General features: G+C 58.5%; 20 protein-coding genes. 16 read left to right on the plus strand and 4 right to left on the minus strand.

From position 1 onward, the window contains the following. Positions 1-63: 63 nt before the first annotated feature. The 11 genes from ACR0CE_RS15335 (at position 64) to rarD (ending at position 11,959) form a co-directional block, all read left to right on the plus strand. The gene (locus tag ACR0CE_RS15335) at positions 64-519 is read left to right on the plus strand and encodes a GAF domain-containing protein (protein WP_480488625.1); all 456 of its coding nucleotides are present in this window, start codon (positions 64-66) and stop codon (positions 517-519) included. A gap of 100 nt (positions 520-619) precedes the next feature. Continuing rightward, entirely contained in the window at positions 620-1,138 is a 519-nt protein-coding gene (locus ACR0CE_RS15340) for a GNAT family N-acetyltransferase (protein ID WP_480833104.1), read from the plus strand. 126 nt (positions 1,139-1,264) lie between these two features. Beyond that, a complete protein-coding gene (locus tag ACR0CE_RS15345; RefSeq protein ID WP_480774086.1) occupies positions 1,265-1,834 on the plus strand; it encodes a helix-turn-helix domain-containing protein in 570 nt (189 codons plus the stop codon). Further along, on the plus strand, positions 1,834-2,457 hold the full coding sequence (locus ACR0CE_RS15350; protein WP_480833105.1) for a LysE family translocator: 624 nt from the start codon (positions 1,834-1,836) through the stop codon (positions 2,455-2,457). The genes ACR0CE_RS15345 and ACR0CE_RS15350 overlap by 1 nt, the downstream gene beginning before the upstream one ends. A 4-nt stretch (positions 2,458-2,461) precedes the next feature. After that, positions 2,462-2,842: a GFA family protein gene (locus ACR0CE_RS15355; protein ID WP_480474125.1), complete on the plus strand. Its 381-nt coding sequence runs from the start codon at positions 2,462-2,464 to the stop codon at positions 2,840-2,842. Positions 2,843-2,857: 15 nt separating this feature from the next. After that, positions 2,858-5,311, plus strand: a complete 2,454-nt coding sequence (locus ACR0CE_RS15360; protein WP_480833106.1) for a GcvT family protein — start codon at positions 2,858-2,860, stop codon at positions 5,309-5,311. A gap of 14 nt (positions 5,312-5,325) precedes the next feature. Further along, entirely contained in the window at positions 5,326-6,360 is a 1,035-nt protein-coding gene (locus tag ACR0CE_RS15365; protein ID WP_480622695.1) for an alcohol dehydrogenase catalytic domain-containing protein, read from the plus strand. Positions 6,361-6,371: 11 nt separating this feature from the next. Then, positions 6,372-7,265: a homocysteine S-methyltransferase family protein gene (locus ACR0CE_RS15370; protein ID WP_480833107.1), complete on the plus strand. Its 894-nt coding sequence runs from the start codon at positions 6,372-6,374 to the stop codon at positions 7,263-7,265. A gap of 10 nt (positions 7,266-7,275) precedes the next feature. After that, complete coding sequence (locus ACR0CE_RS15375) at positions 7,276-8,250, plus strand: GlxA family transcriptional regulator (RefSeq protein WP_480539603.1); 975 nt, start codon at positions 7,276-7,278, stop codon at positions 8,248-8,250. Positions 8,251-8,339: 89 nt separating this feature from the next. Further along, positions 8,340-10,793, plus strand: a complete 2,454-nt coding sequence (locus ACR0CE_RS15380) for a GcvT family protein (protein WP_480833108.1) — start codon at positions 8,340-8,342, stop codon at positions 10,791-10,793. Positions 10,794-11,053: 260 nt separating this feature from the next. After that, positions 11,054-11,959 (plus strand): EamA family transporter RarD, encoded by a 906-nt coding sequence (gene rarD, locus ACR0CE_RS15385; protein WP_480833109.1) that lies wholly within the window; start codon positions 11,054-11,056, stop codon positions 11,957-11,959. On the opposite strand, the gene ACR0CE_RS15390 is transcribed toward rarD, so the two are convergent. Both ACR0CE_RS15390 and ACR0CE_RS15395 read right to left on the minus strand, forming a co-directional pair. Next, positions 11,950-12,663 (minus strand): SGNH/GDSL hydrolase family protein, encoded by a 714-nt coding sequence (locus tag ACR0CE_RS15390; RefSeq protein WP_480833110.1) that lies wholly within the window; start codon positions 12,661-12,663, stop codon positions 11,950-11,952. The two genes, rarD and ACR0CE_RS15390, sit on opposite strands and share 10 nt — an antisense overlap. A gap of 4 nt (positions 12,664-12,667) precedes the next feature. Next, positions 12,668-13,078 carry a nuclear transport factor 2 family protein gene (locus tag ACR0CE_RS15395; RefSeq protein ID WP_480833111.1) on the minus strand — a complete coding sequence of 137 codons (411 nt, stop codon included), beginning with the start codon at positions 13,076-13,078 and terminating at the stop codon, positions 12,668-12,670. Positions 13,079-13,170: 92 nt separating this feature from the next. Between ACR0CE_RS15395 and ACR0CE_RS15400 the strand changes: the two genes are divergently transcribed. Beyond that, positions 13,171-13,818, plus strand: coding sequence for an RluA family pseudouridine synthase (locus ACR0CE_RS15400; protein ID WP_480833112.1), 648 nt, complete (start codon positions 13,171-13,173; stop codon positions 13,816-13,818). Positions 13,819-13,820: 2 nt separating this feature from the next. Here the strand turns inward: ACR0CE_RS15400 and ACR0CE_RS15405 are convergent, their stop codons facing one another. Continuing rightward, positions 13,821-14,012, minus strand: a complete 192-nt coding sequence (locus tag ACR0CE_RS15405) for a hypothetical protein (protein WP_267363584.1) — start codon at positions 14,010-14,012, stop codon at positions 13,821-13,823. Between the two features lie 104 nt (positions 14,013-14,116). On the opposite strand from ACR0CE_RS15405, the gene ACR0CE_RS15410 reads away from it, so the two are divergent. The 4 genes from ACR0CE_RS15410 (at position 14,117) to ACR0CE_RS15425 (ending at position 17,078) form a co-directional block, all read left to right on the plus strand. Beyond that, complete coding sequence (locus ACR0CE_RS15410) at positions 14,117-14,809, plus strand: helix-turn-helix transcriptional regulator (RefSeq protein WP_480488642.1); 693 nt, start codon at positions 14,117-14,119, stop codon at positions 14,807-14,809. 125 nt (positions 14,810-14,934) lie between these two features. Next, positions 14,935-15,606 carry a YiaD family glycine zipper/OmpA-like lipoprotein gene (locus ACR0CE_RS15415; protein ID WP_209505259.1) on the plus strand — a complete coding sequence of 224 codons (672 nt, stop codon included), beginning with the start codon at positions 14,935-14,937 and terminating at the stop codon, positions 15,604-15,606. A 122-nt stretch (positions 15,607-15,728) separates the two neighbouring features. Beyond that, entirely contained in the window at positions 15,729-16,271 is a 543-nt protein-coding gene (locus ACR0CE_RS15420; RefSeq protein WP_480506393.1) for an NADPH-dependent FMN reductase, read from the plus strand. Positions 16,272-16,286: 15 nt separating this feature from the next. Beyond that, positions 16,287-17,078, plus strand: a complete 792-nt coding sequence (locus ACR0CE_RS15425; protein WP_480833113.1) for an HTD2 family dehydratase — start codon at positions 16,287-16,289, stop codon at positions 17,076-17,078. Here the strand turns inward: ACR0CE_RS15425 and ACR0CE_RS15430 are convergent. Continuing rightward, entirely contained in the window at positions 17,070-18,104 is a 1,035-nt protein-coding gene (locus ACR0CE_RS15430) for an NAD(P)/FAD-dependent oxidoreductase (RefSeq protein ID WP_480833114.1), read from the minus strand. The two genes, ACR0CE_RS15425 and ACR0CE_RS15430, sit on opposite strands and share 9 nt — an antisense overlap. Positions 18,105-18,118 lie beyond the last annotated feature (14 nt).

Here is an 18,118-nt window from a genome sequence, read left to right on the forward strand (position 1 = left end):
TTTTCGAAATACTCCGGGGGTTCGGGGGCGGCGCCCCCGAGTTTTCCAAGGGGTTTGGAACCTATGACCGTCGATTACAGCGCGCTGGCTAGTACAATTGCAGCATTGACCGAAGGCGAAAACGATCAGGTTGCCCTGATGGCTACCGTTGCTTGCGAGGTCCACCATTCCGACGATCGTTTCGACTGGACCGGGTTTTACCGGGTGACAGAACCGGGCTTGCTTAAAATTGGCCCGTATCAAGGTGGCCATGGCTGCCTCGTCATCCCGTTCGAACGCGGCGTCTGCGGGGCGGCAGCGCGCACTGGCGAAGTGCAACTGGTGCCCGACGTGGACGCGTTTCCGGGTCACATCGCCTGCGCCTCGTCCACCCGATCCGAACTGGTTCTGCCGGTCCGGAACGCATCGGGCGAGCTGATTGCAGTTTTCGACATCGACAGCAATCAACCCGACGCGTTCTCAACCGAAGACGCGGATAACCTGTCCGCGATCCTGTCAAAGACCTTCGCGCAAGCCTGATTGATTTTCGGTCTGTACAAGGTGCGTCTACCGGTTTCCTCTTTTCGATTTCGCTCGGGGTTTGATAAAACAGGAAAGCCCGAACCGTATTGGATTAACCATGGTCCCAGGCCATTTCCGAACTCCGCGCCTCTCGGTTCGCAACTGGAAGGTTGAACTCGCCGATCCGCGATTGCGGGTTCGGCTTGAAGATGATCTTGTCACGCTTCTGACCCCTGAGGTCCTGAAACACCTGCCACCGACGATGCAGTTGCAGGGCCGGGAAATTTCGAACTGGATTGATGACAGACGTGCTGAAAGCGGTATTCTGCTTGTGCGCCATAACCGCGGTAACCACCTGATCGGCCTCATGGTGTTGGCTATGAGTTCTGACGCCGAAGCAATTCCAAGCCTTCACATCGGCTATCTGATTGCTCAAACCGCTTGGGGGAATGGTTACGCCTCCGAGTTGCTGCAAGGCTTGCAGGACGCATTGACGCCTGGGCCTGCCGTGCGTCTCATTGCCGGGGTCGGGCGTGACAATCCAGGTTCAGCCCGCGTTCTGGAAAAAACAGGCTTTACGCTTTGGCCGGAGCGCGCCTCGGACACCGCCGATATTTATGTTTACCATATTAGCTGAGTGACCGAGCCGTCAGGGCATTGCCAATCCGAAATATGGATTCACGTGAAAAAATGCTTGGAAATTTCATGAAATCGAGTCATCGTGAAAAAAGAGGTGAAATTTTCACGAACGTTGGAGCTATCCTTGAACAGTCAGGCCCCGCAAAGTGCGACACTCGGTGCTGATATCCGCGCGCTGCGCAAGGCGCGAGGATTGACGCTGAGTGATATTGCGATCCGGTTGGACAGGTCTGTGGGCTGGCTCAGCCAAGTTGAGCGTGACATGTCCGAGCCGTCGATTTCGGACCTCAGGCAGATCGCCGAATGCCTTGGCGTCCCCATGTCGATGTTGTTTGCGCATTCGGCGGCACCGGCGGACGAGCAGGGATATGTCGTGCGTGCCGGCTCGCGCCGGCCCATGGGGTCGGGCGAGGAAGGGTTGATCGAAGAACTGCTCTCGCCGGATCTGACCGATGATTTCGAAATGGTACATTCTACCTTCAAACCCAACTCGCAGATGCAGACACCGGCCAATCGTCCGACACAGGAAGTCGGATACATGATCTCGGGCAAGTTGGACCTGACAATCGGGGCGCGCGCGTTCACGGTTGGGCCAGGTGACAGTTTTCGGATCCGACACGAACCTTATCAATGGGCCAACCCTTACGACGAGCCCGCTGCGGCCATCTGGGTCATCGCCCCGCCGGTCTACTGATGTCGTTCGAAGCCTGGACCATATTTGCGTTTTTCTGGGTGGTTTTCGTAACCACGCCGGGCCCAAATGCGGTCAATTGCATCTCGAACGGGATGAGCCTTCCGTTCCCAAAGGCAATGCTGGGCGTATTGGCAATTCTCACGCAAGCCAGCGCCTTTCTGATCCTGTCTGCGCTGGGTGTGACGGCGCTGATCGCCGCATCGCCGACCGGGTTCTTTGTCGCCAAGCTGATTGGTGCGGGGTTTTTGATCTGGTTGGGCATTCGCGGATGGATGAATGCAACAAAACCCGCACCAGCCTCCGAGCGTCCGGCGCGACATGTCTATCTGCACGCGCTGGCAGTGGCAACGATCAATCCCAAAAGCGTCGCCGGATACCTGGCCGCGTTTTCGCAGTTCGTTCAGCCCGAGGTCCCGGTCTGGCAGCAGATGGGGGTTATCATGCCTACCGCGCTGATCATCACCACACTCAGCTACACCGGCTTTACGGCGCTGGGCGCCTTGATGGGCAGGGCAGCGCTGAGCGCCGTGTTCAATATCTGGGTGCGCCGGATCATGGCGGCCTGTTTTGTCATCTACGGTGTGTTGTTGGGAACCAGCACCACACCCGCAATAAGGGGGTAGTCAAATGCACAAGGGATCCTGCCTTTGCGGCTCGGTCGCGTTCACGATTGACGGAGACCTGTCGCTGCCTTCGGTCTGCCATTGCGGACAGTGCCGCAGACAGTCGGGCCATTTCTGGGCTTCGACCTCAACCCATCAGGACAACCTGAGTTTCTCGGCCAGCGACACGCTAAGCTGGTATCGCGCGTCTGACATCGCCCGACGGGGGTTCTGCAGCAAATGTGGCTCGTTTCTCTTCTGGCAACACAACCAGGAGGACACGATTTCGATCTCCATGGGCGCACTCGATGCTCCCACGGGTTTAAAGCTCTCAAAGCACATCTTTGTGGCTGACAAGGGCGATTATTACGACATCACGGACGATCTGCCTCAAGAGGCACAGTAACAAGGATCAAAACGCATGAGTGATTTTCCAACAAAAGCCCGCGTGGTCATTATCGGCGGTGGCGTGGTGGGGGCTTCCTCGCTATATCATCTGGCCAAGAAGGGCTGGACCGATTGTGTTCTGCTGGAAAAGAACGAGCTGACTGCCGGGTCGACCTGGCATGCGGCAGGGAACGTTCCGACCTTTTCGACCTCATGGGCGATCATGAACATGCAGCGCTATTCGACCGAGCTGTATGCGCGTCTGGGTGAAGAAGTCGATTATCCGATGAACTACCACCAGACCGGTTCGATCCGACTGGCGCATTCGAAAGAACGTGTGCAGGAGTTCGAGCGCGCCATGGCGATGGGCCGGTATCAGGGGATTCCCATGGAGATGTGGACACCTGAAGAAGCGAAAGAGCGCTATCCCTTCCTGGAAACGCACGATCTTGAAGGTGTTCTCTACGACCCGACGGATGGTGATATCGATCCGGCGCAGCTGACGCAGGCGCTGGCCAAGGGCGCGCGCGATATGGGGCAGAAGATCATCCGTTTCTGCCCGGCGACCGGCGTGACACAGCATGACGACGGCACCTGGGCCGTGCACACGGACAAAGGCGATATAGCCTGTGACTATGTTGTGAACGCAGCCGGGTATTATGCGCAGCGTGTGGGCGAATGGTTCAAGCCCTTCGGTGGCCGCACCGTTCCGGCAATGGTCATGAGCCACCAGTACCTGCTGACCGATGAAATCCCCGAGATTGAAGCATGGACCAAGCAAAGCGGTGCCAAACTGCCGTTGCTGCGTGATGTGGATGTCTCGTACTACCTGCGGCAGGAAAAGAACGGCTTCAACCTTGGTCCTTACGAGCCCAACTGCAAGGGCCACTGGATGACCGAAGACGATCCGATGCCGGATGATTTCAGCTTTCAATTGTGGAATGACGATCTGGACCGCATCGAAGATATCGTCACCGATGCGATGGAGCGGGTGCCGCTGATGGCAACCTCGGGCGTTGGACGCGTCATCAACGGGCCGATCCCTTATGCGCCGGACGGGCTGCCGCTGATCGGCCCGATGCCGGGTGTGAAAAACGCGTTCGAGGCGCATACTTTCACCTTCGGCATCGCGCAGGGCGGTGGCGCAGGCAAGGTTCTGGCCGAGTGGGTCGTTGATGGCGCGACCGAATGGGATATGTGGGCCGTCGATCCGCGCCGCTATACCGATTACACCGATCAGGATTATTGCAACCAGAAAGGCATGGAAGTTTATGGCAACGAATATGCCATGCACTTCCCGCACCATGAATGGCCTGCCGCACGAAACAAGAAGCTGTCGCCCGTGCATGACAAGGTGATCGCGCACGGCGGTGTCATGGGGGCCTATAACGGCTGGGAACGCGCCAACTGGTTTGCACAGCCCGGTGATGACACCTCGCTCGACGCGACCCACACCTGGGGACGGTCCGGTCCGTGGGAACAGCGGATCAAGGAAGAATGTGAGGCCGTGCGCGATCATTGTGGCGTGTTGGACCTGCCGGGCTTCTCGCGGTTCAAAATACAGGGGCCGGGTGCTGATGAATGGCTGCGCGGTCTGGTTGCAGGGGCATTGCCCAAGATTGGTCGGGTTGGGCTGGTTTACTTCGCAGATGACCGCGGGCGTATCCTGACCGAAATGTCGGTCACGCGCGAGGCCGAAGACCTGTTCGTTCTGGTCACTGCAGCGACCGCGCAATGGCATGACCGTGAATGGCTTGAGCGTCACATACCTGCCGATGCCGAGTTCACGCTGGAAGACTGGACAACGCGGATGAGCACGCTGATCGTTACCGGGCCTCGATCTCGGGACATTCTCAGCAAAGTTACCGAGGCCGATCTGACCTTGCCGTGGCTCAGCTTTCAGGAAAGCGAAATCAAAGGCGGATGGGTCGCTCTGCTGCGTGTCTCATTCGCTGGTGAGCTGGGCTGGGAAGTTCACGCTGAAAATGCGGATATGCCTGCGATCTACGACGCGATCATCGATGCCGGTGCCAAGCCGTTCGGGATGTATGCGCTGAACTCGCTGCGGATCGAAAAGGGGTACCGCGCCTGGAAGGGCGATCTGTCGACCGACTATTCCCTGCTTGAAGGCGGGTTGGAGCGTTTCGTCAAGCTGGACAAACCGCAGGACTTCCCGGGCAAGGCCGCAATCCTGAACGAAAAGCAGCAAGGCGTGAAAAAGTCCTTCGTCACCCTGACTGTTGATGCGGGCGATTGCGACGCGCCGTATATGTCCTGCATCTGGCATGGCGATGAGATCGTCGGCGAAACCACATCCGGCGCATGGGGCTACCGCGTTGGCAAATCCATCGCGCTGGGCATGATCCGGGCCGAGTTTGCCAACCCCGGAACTGAACTTGAGGTCGAAATCTACGGTCAGAAATGCCGCGCCGTGGTAGAGCTGGATCAACCGCTCTGGGACCCCGAGAACGAGCGGTTGCGGGCGTGACGCGTCTGGCGACCATGTCCGGCGTCTATCTGACCGGCCATGGCGGAACAGAGGCGCTGGAATGGCGCGACGATATCCCTGTCCCGGCCCCTGGGCCGGGGCAGGTGCTTGTTCGGGTCGCCGCGGCAGGGGTCAATAACACGGATATCAACACAAGGGTCGGCTGGTATTCATCGGATGTCACCGGCGGGACGGATGCCGTCGATCAGGATATTGAAGCCGGAGGGTGGGGCGGCGCACTGAACTTTCCCCGCATTCAGGGCGGCGATCTGTGCGGGATCGTTGAAGAAGTCGGGCCAAACACGGGGTTCAAAAAGGGCCAGCGTGTGACGTGCCCGATCAACCTGCCGCGTCCGCGCCCCGGCAAACCTCAGGGCTTTATTGCGCTCGGGTCAGAGATTGATGGGGCCTTTGCCCAATACTGTCTGGTTGAAGCAAATGATCTTTACGACGTAAGTGCATCGCCCCTGTCTGATGTTGAAATTGCGGCCATTCCCTGCGCCTTTGGTACTGCCGAAAACCTGCTGACGCGCGCGGGCGTGACGTCTGGGCAAAAAGTTCTGATCACTGGCGCGTCAGGCGGCGTCGGTCTGGCGGCGGTGCAGCTTGCGGCGCTGCGCGGAGCATCGGTTTGGGGTGTGACGGCTGCAGAGAAGGCAGAGGTCGTCAGATCCCAAGGGGCGTTGGGCACATTTGCCCGGGATGAGCTGCCGCCGCAGGATATGTTCGACGCGGTTATAGATGTTGTTGGCGGGCCCGCATGGGCATCGCTGATCCTTGCCCTGAAGCCCGGCGGGCACTACGCCGTTTCTGGGGCAATCGCCGGCCCGATTGTCGAGGCTGATCTGCGGGACATCTATTTGCGCGACATCACCATTCACGGCTGCACGCATCAGGCACCCGAAGTCTTTGGCCGCCTAGTGGAGTTGATGAATACCGGACGGATCAAGCCACTGGTTTCCCGAACCTACCCGTTGAAGGATATCGTCCGCGCACAGGCTGATTTTCAGGCAAAGACCCTTCCGGGTAAACTCGTGCTGCTGCCTTAAGGAGCAACGACATGACAAAGATCACTCTGTTGGACGGTTCAATTGGACAGGAATTGGTCAAACGCAGCGGAGACCGGGCGACGCCACTATGGTCCACACGTGTGATGATCGACCACCCTGATCTGGTCGGCGCGGTGCATGGCGACTACTTCCGTCGTGGTGCCACGGTTGCCACCACCAATACCTATGCCGTCCACCGTTCACGCCTAGTGCGAGTGGGGATGGAGGACCAGATGCCCGCCCTTATCGACACTGCCCTGACACAGGCCGAACGTGCTCGTACTTCGACCGGGGGGCGGATTGCGGGGTCTCTGGGGCCGCTTCTTGCATCTTACCGACCCGACCTGAATCCCGACCCGGCAGATGCGGCGGGAAAGTTTGCTGAACTTGTGGCTTTGATGGCTGCGCGCGTCGATCTGTTTCTGATCGAGACAGTATCTTCGGTGCAGGAGGCCGAGGGTGCGCTGCGCGGAACGACCGGATGTGGCAAACCAGTCTGGCTGTCATTCACGGTCAATGACGAAGATGGCAGCCGCCTCAGGTCCGGCGAACCGCTCAGGGATGTCGCGCCCTTGGTTGCAGAGTTTTCACCTGATGCGCTGCTGATCAATTGTTCGCGCCCCGAAGCGATCCCAGCTGCTCTGGACATCCTGTCCGGCATGAACAAGCCTTATGGTGCCTATGCCAACGGCTTTACACATATTTCGGATGAGTTTCTAATGGACGCGCCGACAGTGGATGCGTTGGATCAACGCCATGATCTTGGTCCCGATGCTTATGCGGATCACGTCATGCGTTGGGTCGATCAGGGGGCCACGATTGTCGGCGGGTGCTGCGAAATTGGCCCGGACCACATCGAAGCGCTGGCCAACCGGTTGCGTGCTGCCGGGCACGAGATCGTCTAAGGTGACAGCGATGAGGAAAGTTGCTTCTGATTCACCGCAGGCGATACAGCAACATTTCGATATTCTGGTCGCACCCGGATTTGTGCTGCTTGAACTGGCCTCATTGGTCGAGGTTCTCAGGCTGGCAAATCGTGTGTGTCCAAAGCCGCCGTTCACTTTTGCCTATCGGTCGCTCAAAGGTGGCCCGATCTCCAGCAGCAGCGACGCGGTGGTGCAAACGGAACGCGTGCAGCCGCAACCCAAGGCGAATTATCTTTTTGTGATCGGCAATTCTGACCCGGATCACCCGGACTTGTCTTTGGGGCGGGTGGTGTCGGACTATACTTTCCGCGATGCCAAGGTGTTTCTGCTGGCGGAAGCGGCCAGCCGGTATATCGACGAACAGGGTTCAGATGATTTGGCAACTCACTGGGAAAACGCCTCGTTCCTGCGGGAACGCGGGGCCCGGTTTGAAGCCAAACTGTCGATTGCAACCGAACAGGGCGCCGTTGTGACCTGTGCCGGAATGGAGGCGACAACAGATGTCGCGCTGGCAGTAATCGGTCGCCATATCTCGGGGCCTGCAAAGATGACCGTGGCGGACATCATGTTGCATGAAAACATCCGGGATTTCGCCTCGATGCAGCCATTTTCGGGGGTAAAGTTGACCGCGACCGGAGATGTGAAGCTGGATCAGTGCATCAAGCTCATGCAGGCCAATATCGAAGACCCTCTGCCGATCAATCAGATCGTCGATTCGCTACAATTGTCGAACCGCTCGCTTGAGCGTAAGTTCAAAACCTTCTTTGGCACCACGCCCAACGGATTCTATCGCGAAATGCGGCTCGCCAAGGCCAATAACCTGCTTCTGAACACCACTATGAGCGTTCGCGAAATCGGATTGGCCTGTGGTTTTCCGAACGGGTTTTCCTCTGTTTACAAAAGCTTCTTCGGGGTCACGCCTTTTGTCGTTCGGCGGGAAAAGCGGGCCGCGACACATCGGTGAAAAATGCTGATCTTGTGACGTTTTTGGTGCATTTGTTGTCGATCTTCCGTGGCAGTTTACGCCAAACCTGACACAGCGGAGATTTCAGGATGGTTGATCTTCCCAGCAAGGCCCGAGTGGTCATCATCGGTGGCGGCGTCATCGGATGTTCGGTCGCCTATCATCTGACCAAGAAGGGCTGGACCGATGTTGTTCTGCTAGAACGCAAGCAACTGACCAGCGGCACCACCTGGCACGCGGCGGGCCTGATCGGGCAACTGCGCGCGTCTTCCAACATGACCAAACTGGCGCGCTATTCCGCAGAGCTCTATCTGGGCCTTGAGGAAGAGACCGGTGTCGCCACCGGCCTGCGTCAGGTCGGGTCCGTTTCGGTCGCCCTGACCAGTGAGCGGTTGGAGGAGCTTCACCGAAATGCGGCAATGGCCCGCGCCTTTGGCGTGCCGGTCGAAGAGCTTTCTCCGACCGAAGTCAAAGAGCGATATGAGCATATCAACCTCGACGGCGTGGCAGGTGGCGTTTGGTTGCCAACCGATGGCCAGGCGGATCCTGCTAATATTGCCTTGGCGTTGGCCAAGGGTGCGCGTCAACGCGGTGGGGTGATCAAGGAACGGGTGAAGGTGACCGGGATTTCCCGGCACGGACGGCGCGCGACCGGTGTCGACTGGGTCAGTGATGACGGGCAATCCCAAGGGCATATCGCCTGTGATATGGTTGTCAATTGCGCGGGAATGTGGGGGCGCGAGGTCGGCAAGATGGCCGGCGTGAATGTGCCGCTGCACGCCTGCGAACATTTCTATATCGTCTCTGAACCCATTGAAGGGTTGAGCCAAATGCCGGTTCTGCGGGTGCCAGATGAATGCGCCTACTATAAGGAAGACGCGGGCAAAATGATGTTGGGCGCATTCGAGCCCAATGCCAAACCCTGGGCCATGAACGGTATTCCCGACAGTTTCGAGTTCGACCAACTGCCCGAGGATTTCGACCACTTCGAACCGATCCTCGAAGCGGCGTGCAACCGGATGCCAATGCTGTCCGAGGCGGGTATTCACACCTTCTTCAACGGCCCCGAATCCTTTACTCCCGACGACGCCTATCACCTGGGTCTGGCGCCCGAGATGGACAATTTTTGGGTCGCGGCCGGGTTCAACTCGATCGGTATCCAGTCCGCCGGTGGCGCGGGCATGTCGCTGGCCGAGTGGATGGATACCGGTGAAAAGCCCTTTGATCTGGGCGACGTGGATATCGGTCGGATGCAGCCGTTTCAGGGTAATAAGAAGTACCTATTTGAACGCTCAAAAGAAACGTTGGGATTGCTCTACGCCGACCACTACCCCTATCGCCAGAAAGCCACTGCACGCGGTGTGCGCCGAACCCCGTTCCACCATCACCTGAAAGAACAGGGCGCCGTTTTTGGAGAAATCGCAGGTTGGGAACGGGCCAATTGGTACGCGAATGAAGGGCAGGAGCGCGAATACCGGTACAGCTGGAAGCGCCAGAACTGGTTCGAGAATTCCGCTGCCGAGCACCGAGCCGTGCGCGAGAATATGGGCATGTATGACATGTCTTCCTTCGGCAAGATTCGTGTGGAAGGCCCTGATGCCGAAAAGTTCATGAACTATATTGGCGGGGGTGACTACTCAGTCCCTGTCGGCAAGATCGTCTATACGCAGTTTTTGAACCGCACAGGCGGGATCGAAGCGGATGTCACCGCAACCCGCCTGACCGAAACCGCCTATCTGGTCGTAACCCCTGCAGCCACGCGCTTGGCGGATCAGACATGGATGATGCGCCATGTCGGGGATTTCAACGTGGTCATTACAGATGTCACAGCGGGTGAAGGCGTTCTCGCTGTCATGGGTCCAAACGCCCGGGTTCTGCTGGAAAAGGTCTCGCCCAACGATTTCACAAACGCGACCAACCCCTTTGGTACTGCCCAGCAGATCGAGATCGGAATGGGCCTGGCCCGTGCACATCGCGTGACCTATGTGGGTGAGCTTGGGTGGGAAATCTATATTTCCTCAGACATGGCGGGCCACGTCTTTGAGACCCTGTATGAGGCTGGTCAGGACATGGGGCTGAAGCTGTGTGGTATGCACATGATGGACAGCTGCCGGATCGAAAAAGGTTTCCGGCATTTCGGCCACGATATCACCTGTGAGGATCACGTGGTTGATGCTGGTCTTGGCTTTGCCGTCAAGGTGGACAAAGGCTGTGATTTCATCGGGCGTGAGGCGGTGATTGCACGAAAAGAAAGCGGCCCGAAAAGCCGTCTGGTACAGTTCCGTCTGACCGACCCTGAACCGCTGTTGTTCCACAACGAGCCGATCGTGCGTGATGGCGAATATGTCGGCTACCTGAGTTCCGGCAATTACGGTCATAGCCTCGGTGGTGCCGTCGGAATGGGCTATGTCCCGTGCGAAGGTGAAAAGGCCGCAGACGTTCTGGGTTCAACCTATGAGATCGATGTTTGCGGCGTGAAGGTTAAAGCCGAAGCATCGCTTAAACCGATGTATGACCCGAAATCCGAACGGGTGAAGGTCTGACAGACAGGGTAGGGGGCGCTGCCCCCGCCGCCCGTGCCGGGCGACTCCCCCGGGATATTTTGGGCCAGATGAAGTGCGGATCCCTTGCTTCACCTGGCTCTAAATATCCCGGAGCGCGAGGCAGAGCCTCGCAATTTTGGCGGCAGCAGCTGCGGTCAGCAAACTTATCACAAATCGTTATGTGACACTTCACTGTTTTCAGAGTTTTCAATCCGTTCAGTTCTGCCGTAAACGGAACCGGTATAGACCGGAGAGCCTTCGTGACACCCACGCCATTACCACCTCAGAATGTGGATACTCCCAAAGGTTTGGCTTTGGCTGTCACGGCGTACGTCATGTGGGGATTCCTGCCGCTTTATATGAAGGCGATGGATCACATTGGACCTGTCGAGGTGGTGGCGCATCGGGTTATCTGGTCTGTTCCGGTTGCAGGTTTGCTGCTGGTCGCGCTGGGGCGCACCCGGGACTTGAAAGCTGCACTGGGCAATCCCCGGATGCTGGCCATGGCGGCTTTGACGGCGGCGCTGATTTCCGTGAACTGGGCGATTTATGTTTGGGCGATCTCGACAGGGCACGCGCTGGACGCGGCGCTGGGGTATTACATAAACCCGCTGTTCAGTATTGCGTTGGGGGCGATTTTGCTGCGTGAGCCCCTGACGAGGACCCAGCTGTTCGCGGTGGGGCTTGCCGCGCTGGGCGTTCTTGTTCTTGTGCTTGAGGCTGGGCGACTTCCCTGGGCGGCGCTGGGTTTGATGGTCAGTTGGGGTTTCTATGCATTCTTTAAGAGATCCCTTCCAATTGGTCCCAACCAGGGCTTTCTGCTTGAGGTCCTGATCCTTTTGATCCCGGCCCTGGCCTATGTCACCTGGCTGGGTGTGCAAGGCGCAGGTCATTTTGGCGTAGCGATGTCTGATACCCTGCTGTTGTCCTGCGCCGGTATCGTCACGGCGGTGCCATTGCTGGTCTATGCGAACGGAGCCAAGCTGGTGCGCCTGTCGACCATGGGCATCCTGCAATACATTGCGCCGACTATGATTTTCATTACAGCCATCACTCTGTTCGGTGAGAAGATCGACACCGGACGTATGATCGCATTCCCCCTGATCTGGGTGGCTTTGGTCATTTACTCGATCCCATTGATCCGGCAGGCGCGGGCTCAGGCCTGAAGCAACAGGCGTGCTGCGGCATCTGCCCACAGCGCATAGGCCCGGGGGCTTGGGTGATAGCCGTCCGGTGCCGCCAGGGCCGGGTCGTCGGGCAGATCAAGCCTCAGGTGCTGCACATGGGGATGGACGGACACAACCTGTTGCAACGCATTATCCAGCCGCGCAGCCTGACGGCCAAGCACCCAGGCCAATGGATGTGGCAGGGCCGGAAACCTGTTCATTTGCGGAACGCCGGTGATGACTATTCGCCGCGCCCCCAGTTCGTTTGACAGGATGTTGATAAGCTGCGCCTGGCGATCCGCAAATGTGCGGCAAGAGACGGCGCGGGTGACGTCATTCACCCCCAAAGCCGTGACCACCGCATCGAATTCGCCCTTTATGCCCCTCAGGCGGTCAATCGTATCCAGCGTCGTGTACCCTGTGGTGGCCTCAAGTTGCCACTCAACCGTGTGATGTCTGGCCAGCCGGTCCACAAGCTGTCCCGACAAGGCCTGCGCCTGAGTTCCCGCGCCCACTCCGGCCGCCGAGCTATCGCCGGTGATCAGCAGACGCAGGCGGGGGCCACGCCCTGATCGGCCCTCTCGCGGGCCAGTGGGCTCCGGCAAAAGCCGGGCGTTACGGCGCACCAAAAGGGCTTGCGTGGCCAGAACGGGCAACAAGGGCACACGTAGAACCTGGTCGGGTGCTATCAGGGTGCGCATCATCAGGTCACGTCAGGGCGTTTTTGAATTCCAGAAAACGAGCGTCAGTCATCACGCGCGCCATCATCGCCTCGCGCAAAGCGCCGACTGTTTTGTAAGGGCGCATGGCGACTTCGAAGATTTTGATCAAACCGTCCTCGTTCAGCGTAATGAGGTCAACGCCAATGCCGTCCAGATCTCCAATCTTGCATTGAAACTCCAGCGCCCAATCGTTGCCAGCGCCCATAATCCGGCGATACCGGAAGTCGGAAAAGACCTGCCCGACATGGCCAAGTACGGCAGCCACAGGTGCGCGCCCGGTCCACGTACTGTAATAGGTTGGTGGCAGGAACTGCACATCTTCGGCCAGCAGATCGTGAATCAGCGCCTCATCGCCCTTGGCGACAACCTCTTGTAGTCGTTCAATTGTCGGGTGCATGTCCTGTCCTCCTGCGCAGAAGTTCACCGAACATGGCCGGGCGCGCAAGGACGACGTTGCGGGAAGGTGCGCGCTGAGATAGGCAGGCCCGCATGAGCGAAACCTATGCCCCCCCGCAAACCGCGCTGGACGTGCTGCACGAAGATGCGCAGCTGATTGTAGTGAACAAACCGTCGGGTCTGCTTTCCGTGCCGGGGCGGGGCGATCATCTGGCTGATTGCCTTCTGACACGCGTGCAGGCGGCTTTCCCTCAGGCGTTGCTTGTGCATCGACTGGACCGGGACACATCAGGTGTCATGGTTTTTGCCCAAACACCCCATGCGCAACGGCATCTGAGTATGCAGTTCGAAAAGCGGCAGACCCGGAAAACCTATATTGCCCGTGTCTGGGGGCGGATGGAGCCAAAGACCGGCACGGTTGACCTGCCGTTGATCGTGGACTGGCCCAACCGACCCAGACAAATGGTGTGTCATGATACGGGCAAACCTGCGGTCACCGATTGGCGCGTTGTGAAACATGAGGGCGAGACCTCTCGCGTGCGCCTGTTTCCCAAAACCGGGCGGTCTCATCAGCTGCGCGTTCATATGCAGGCATTGGGTCACCCGATCCTGGGCGATCCGTTCTATGCAACAGGTGCCGCGAGGGAGTTTCCCAGATTGATGCTGCATTCCGAAGAATTGCGCCTGAAGCATCCCGAGGGCGGGCATTCGATGAAGTTTCGCGCCCAGCCCGATTTCTGATCTCAGGCAATTCTGGCCCACAGCATCTTCAGGTTGCCCAGCGAAATGCGTCTTGTTCGTTTCGTCGAAACCGATTGGCGGCGATGGCGCTCCTGCGCGATCTCACGTTCAATCTCGAAGGCACGCAGTGTGTGGTCCTGTGACCATTGGCCAAGTTTCAGTGTCATCATGACGTGGTTGTCGAGGTGCGGCATTTCTTGGCTCCTTGTGTGATATCCACCCATTATCGAGCGTCACTGCTGACAGCATGTTGTCAGTGGGGTGTGCTAGGGTGTCAGCAGAGTGTCAGGAGAATGCGATGCGCCGTTCGACCCGTTTGTTTGAAATCATCCAGATCTTGCGGGCCGCAAGTGCGCCGGTCACGGCAGAAGCACTGGCCACCCGGCTAGAGGTGTCCATCCGCACCGTCTATCGTGACATTGCCGAATTGCAGGCCCAGCGAACACCCATCGAAGGTGAGGCCGGTGTCGGTTACATGATGCGGCGCGGTTACGATCTGCCGCCGCTGAATTTCGACGCTGAAGAGGTTGAAGCCCTGTGGGTTGGCCTGTCTCTTCTGGCGCGCACCGGCGACAGCCACCTGCAGCGCGCCGCCAGTCGGATCTGTCAGAAGATCGATGCTCTGCATAGCCCGACCGATTGGTTGCAGGTTTCACCCTGGGGGGCTCCGGCGGATGATCCCGAGAAGGGGTGTGTTTCTGTTTCGCATTACCGCGAAGCTATTCGGGCAGAACGGAAAATCCGCATCACTTACGTAGATGGTGAAGGCGAACAAACCATCCGCGTGGTGCGCCCACTGGCGCTGATCTATCACGTCGAATGTACGTTGCTGGCAGGGTGGTGCGAGATGCGAAACGGCTTTCGCCATTTCAGAACCGATCGCATCTGGTCCAGTGAATTCACTGACGAAGGATTTCTGGGGCAAGGTAAATCTTTGCGCGATCTCTGGCAGGAGCAACAGCTCGCGGGCACCTTTGCGGAACCGGTATGAATGGCCTTTGGCGGGTATTCGCCGATTTCACCGCATTGTTGCTTGAGCCTGTGAGCAAGCGCAGTGATATACTGGGTGAAATGGATCAAGCCCGAAGAACGGGTACCGGAGCAGAAGGTGATATCATGACGATTTCAAAGTTTTTCCTGGCGACAGGCTTGTGTTCAATCATGGCCGTGACGGCCTGTACCGATCCGGGCACCCTGACCGTTCAGAACGACCCCAACAAAAACACCAAGCAGGGTGCGGTTCTAGGCGGCCTTATCGGTGCGGGTGTCGGCGCGATTGCCAATAATTCGAACCCGGGTCTTGGGGCGCTGGCCGGTGCCGCCATTGGTGCCACAGGTGGCGGTCTGATCGGCAACCAGTTGGACAAGCAGGCTGCGGAATTGCGTCAGCAACTGGCAAATGACGGGATTACCATCGTCAATGCGGGTGACCGGCTGATCGTGACTGTTCCGAATGACATTACGTTTGACACGGACAGCTCGACCGTGCGCCCGGCGCTGCGGGCGGATCTGGTGAAAGTGGGCCAAAACCTTGTCAACTATCCCAACTCGAACGTGCAGATCATCGGTCATACCGACAGCGATGGTGACGCGTCTTATAATCAGGGATTGTCCGAGCGTCGCGCAAACGCGGTCGCGGATATCCTGCAAGCCAATGGTGTCAGCTACAGCCGTATCAGAACCTACGGTCAGGGTGAAAACAACCCGGTCGCGTCCAACCTGACGCCGCAAGGAAAAGCGCAAAACCGTCGGGTTGAGATTGTTGTGGTCCCCAGCGGAAACGCGTGATCCTGAAACGCAGGACCGGTCTGGCCCGGCCCCTGTTGCGCAATGACTGTGCGTCAATGGGGGTTTGGTCAGGGTCAATCTCGGTCTAACTATTGGGAAACACTGAAACGGAGTTGTCCCTGATGTCTCAACCGACCCTGCTTGGCCTGTCCGGCTCCCTGCGCAAGGGCGCGACGAACCGCAAACTGCTGCGCGAAGCGGCCCGGTTATTCGACCCTGTCAGCTATACCGAAGCAGACCTGAACCTGCCGCTTTATGATGGCGATCTGGAGGATGCCGAAGGGATACCGGCACCTGTTCAGATGCTGGCCGACCAGATCGGGCAGGCAGATGCGGTGATCATCTCGACGCCCGAGTACAACAAAGGGCCTTCGGGTGTTCTGAAAAACGCTCTGGACTGGGTCAGCCGGACGAAAGGCAATCCATGGGCGGGCAAGCCGGTTGCTGTAATGTCGGCTGCGGGTGGCCGCGCCGGCGGGGAAAGGGCACAGATGATCCTGCGCGCCTGCATGGTGCCCTTTCAGCCCCGTATCTTGCAGGGTCCGGAAATTCACCTTGCTGACAGCTCGAATGAGTTCGACGATCAGGGTAGGTTGTTGTCCGAGCGATACGAAAACTCGCTGCACATGCTGATGCAGAAACTCAGGGCCGAGGCCGGTTTCTAAGCTTGGATTGCCCATATGTTGGAACAGCGTCAAAGCGATATCCTTGATCCGGCCCGTGCCGCATCGCTTCAGGTTGCGTTAGGCTCTGAGCCAACAATTGCCAAAGGCTCAGCTCTGCCGCCATTCTTCCATCAGCTCTATTTCTGGGCGCCGCAACCGCCTGCTGCGCTGGGGCGGGATGGGCATCCCAAGGTGGGTGGCCTGATCCCGGATATAGGATTGCCCCGCAGAATGTGGGCCGGTGGGCAATTGGAATTTCATGCACCGCTGATCGCGGGCATCCCTGCTGACAGGACATCGGTTCTTGATAACCAAAGCACAAAAGAGGGGCGGTCCGGCCCGTTGGGTTTTGTCACTTTGCGGCACGAGATACGGCAAGGCGGCCAACTTTGTCTGACAGAATGGCAGGATCTTGTTTATCGTGAAGACCCCACGCCGGGTGTGATGGCTCCGGCGCCGCCCCAATCGCGCACGGATGAAACGGATATCCGCGCGGTCGAGTTTAATTCCACCCTGCTGTTTCGCTACTCGGCGCTGACCTTCAACGGCCATCGCATTCACTACGATCTGGACTATGCGCGTGATGTGGAAGGATATGCAGGGCTGGTTGTGCACGGGCCACTTCTGGCGCAGCTTCTGATGCTGTTTGCAGTTGATCTTGGCGGACCGCTCAAATCGTTTTCTTTCCGTGCGACCTCACCGTTGATGCATTTCGAGACTGCCCAGCTGTGCCGGAACGGTCAGGACATGTGGGTGCGCGGCCCGGACGGGCGGGAATGCATGAAGGCTGTGGCCCTATCACAGTGAGGCTTCGGGGCGGAAGTCATCGGGGATCGAATCCCGATCCTCCAACATCAGATCGGCCATGACTTCTGCCACTTTCGGAGCCATGCCAAATCCGATCTTGAAGCCGCCATTGGCGATGAATTGACCCTGGTGCAACGGATGCAGGCCCAACATCGGGGCGCGACTTTTGCTGCGAGGACGCACCCCAGCCCAACGTTCGATCACCTCGGCCCCGTGCAAAAGCGGCAGCGCGCGCGTGGCGCGGTCTATGACATCGTCCAAAGCACTGTCTGTGCTGGTCGGGTCGTCATAATCCCGTTCAGACGTTGATCCGATTGCCAGCGTTCCGTCCGCATGTGGCACGATATGGACCGCATCTGCGAATAGCTGTGGCATCTCTCCTGCATCAAAGCGCAACAGGGCGGCCTGACCTTTGACACCGTTTCCGACGGTCTTTCCGTAGGCGTCGTTCAGTTCCAGTAATCCTGCTAGGCCCGTGGCGTGGACAACCTGTCCTTTATCATCAGCGTTACTGACAACGTGAACGCCCATCACCTCAAGGGCTGCAACCAGAGCAGCGCAGGCCCGCCGGGGATGCATGCGCGCTGTCAGTGTATCGCGGATGACAAAGCCGGTGGGGCTGGGCGGGCACCACGATCCGGCCTGCGATGTGCTGATCACCCGCCACTCTGCCTGCCCCTGCCAAAGCTGATCGGCTGAACCTTCGCGTTGCCGGGCCAGATCAAGGCTGCGGGTGTCAGGAATGGGTTGAAGACGGCCCAGACGGCCATAGCCGGGGGAAACGCCGCCGGTACCCTCGACCTGCTGCCAAAAGGCTTCGGCCATGATCAGGCTGTCGAACTGAAAAGCTTTCTTGGCATTCCAGTTTTCGGGCACATGCGGGGCCAAGGCCCCCACCAGACCGCCACTGGACCCGGAGCCCGGCCCAAAAGGGTCGACAACCTGTACCTTCGCGCCCCGCCGGGCGCAGGTCCAGGCGATGGACAGGCCGAAAATTCCTGCCCCGCGAACCGTTACATCGACCATTGCCAATTCCCTTT

This window comes from Ruegeria sp. L11 (assembly GCF_056531755.1).

Coding starts and splice junctions, on each gene's coding strand:
- ACR0CE_RS15415 (WP_209505259.1), top strand. CDS start 14,935: ATGACGATTTCAAAGTTTTTCCTGGCGACAGGCTTGTGTTCAATCATG.
- ACR0CE_RS15370 (WP_480833107.1), top strand. CDS start 6,372: ATGACAAAGATCACTCTGTTGGACGGTTCAATTGGACAGGAATTGGTC.
- ACR0CE_RS15420 (WP_480506393.1), top strand. CDS start 15,729: ATGTCTCAACCGACCCTGCTTGGCCTGTCCGGCTCCCTGCGCAAGGGC.
- ACR0CE_RS15400 (WP_480833112.1), top strand. CDS start 13,171: ATGAGCGAAACCTATGCCCCCCCGCAAACCGCGCTGGACGTGCTGCAC.
- ACR0CE_RS15375 (WP_480539603.1), top strand. CDS start 7,276: ATGAGGAAAGTTGCTTCTGATTCACCGCAGGCGATACAGCAACATTTC.
- ACR0CE_RS15430 (WP_480833114.1), bottom strand. CDS start 18,104: ATGGTCGATGTAACGGTTCGCGGGGCAGGAATTTTCGGCCTGTCCATC.
- ACR0CE_RS15395 (WP_480833111.1), bottom strand. CDS start 13,078: ATGCACCCGACAATTGAACGACTACAAGAGGTTGTCGCCAAGGGCGAT.
- ACR0CE_RS15355 (WP_480474125.1), top strand. CDS start 2,462: ATGCACAAGGGATCCTGCCTTTGCGGCTCGGTCGCGTTCACGATTGAC.
- ACR0CE_RS15360 (WP_480833106.1), top strand. CDS start 2,858: ATGAGTGATTTTCCAACAAAAGCCCGCGTGGTCATTATCGGCGGTGGC.
- ACR0CE_RS15365 (WP_480622695.1), top strand. CDS start 5,326: ATGTCCGGCGTCTATCTGACCGGCCATGGCGGAACAGAGGCGCTGGAA.
- ACR0CE_RS15390 (WP_480833110.1), bottom strand. CDS start 12,663: ATGATGCGCACCCTGATAGCACCCGACCAGGTTCTACGTGTGCCCTTG.
- ACR0CE_RS15425 (WP_480833113.1), top strand. CDS start 16,287: ATGTTGGAACAGCGTCAAAGCGATATCCTTGATCCGGCCCGTGCCGCA.
- ACR0CE_RS15340 (WP_480833104.1), top strand. CDS start 620: ATGGTCCCAGGCCATTTCCGAACTCCGCGCCTCTCGGTTCGCAACTGG.
- ACR0CE_RS15405 (WP_267363584.1), bottom strand. CDS start 14,012: ATGCCGCACCTCGACAACCACGTCATGATGACACTGAAACTTGGCCAA.
- ACR0CE_RS15350 (WP_480833105.1), top strand. CDS start 1,834: ATGTCGTTCGAAGCCTGGACCATATTTGCGTTTTTCTGGGTGGTTTTC.
- ACR0CE_RS15380 (WP_480833108.1), top strand. CDS start 8,340: ATGGTTGATCTTCCCAGCAAGGCCCGAGTGGTCATCATCGGTGGCGGC.
- ACR0CE_RS15410 (WP_480488642.1), top strand. CDS start 14,117: ATGCGCCGTTCGACCCGTTTGTTTGAAATCATCCAGATCTTGCGGGCC.
- ACR0CE_RS15335 (WP_480488625.1), top strand. CDS start 64: ATGACCGTCGATTACAGCGCGCTGGCTAGTACAATTGCAGCATTGACC.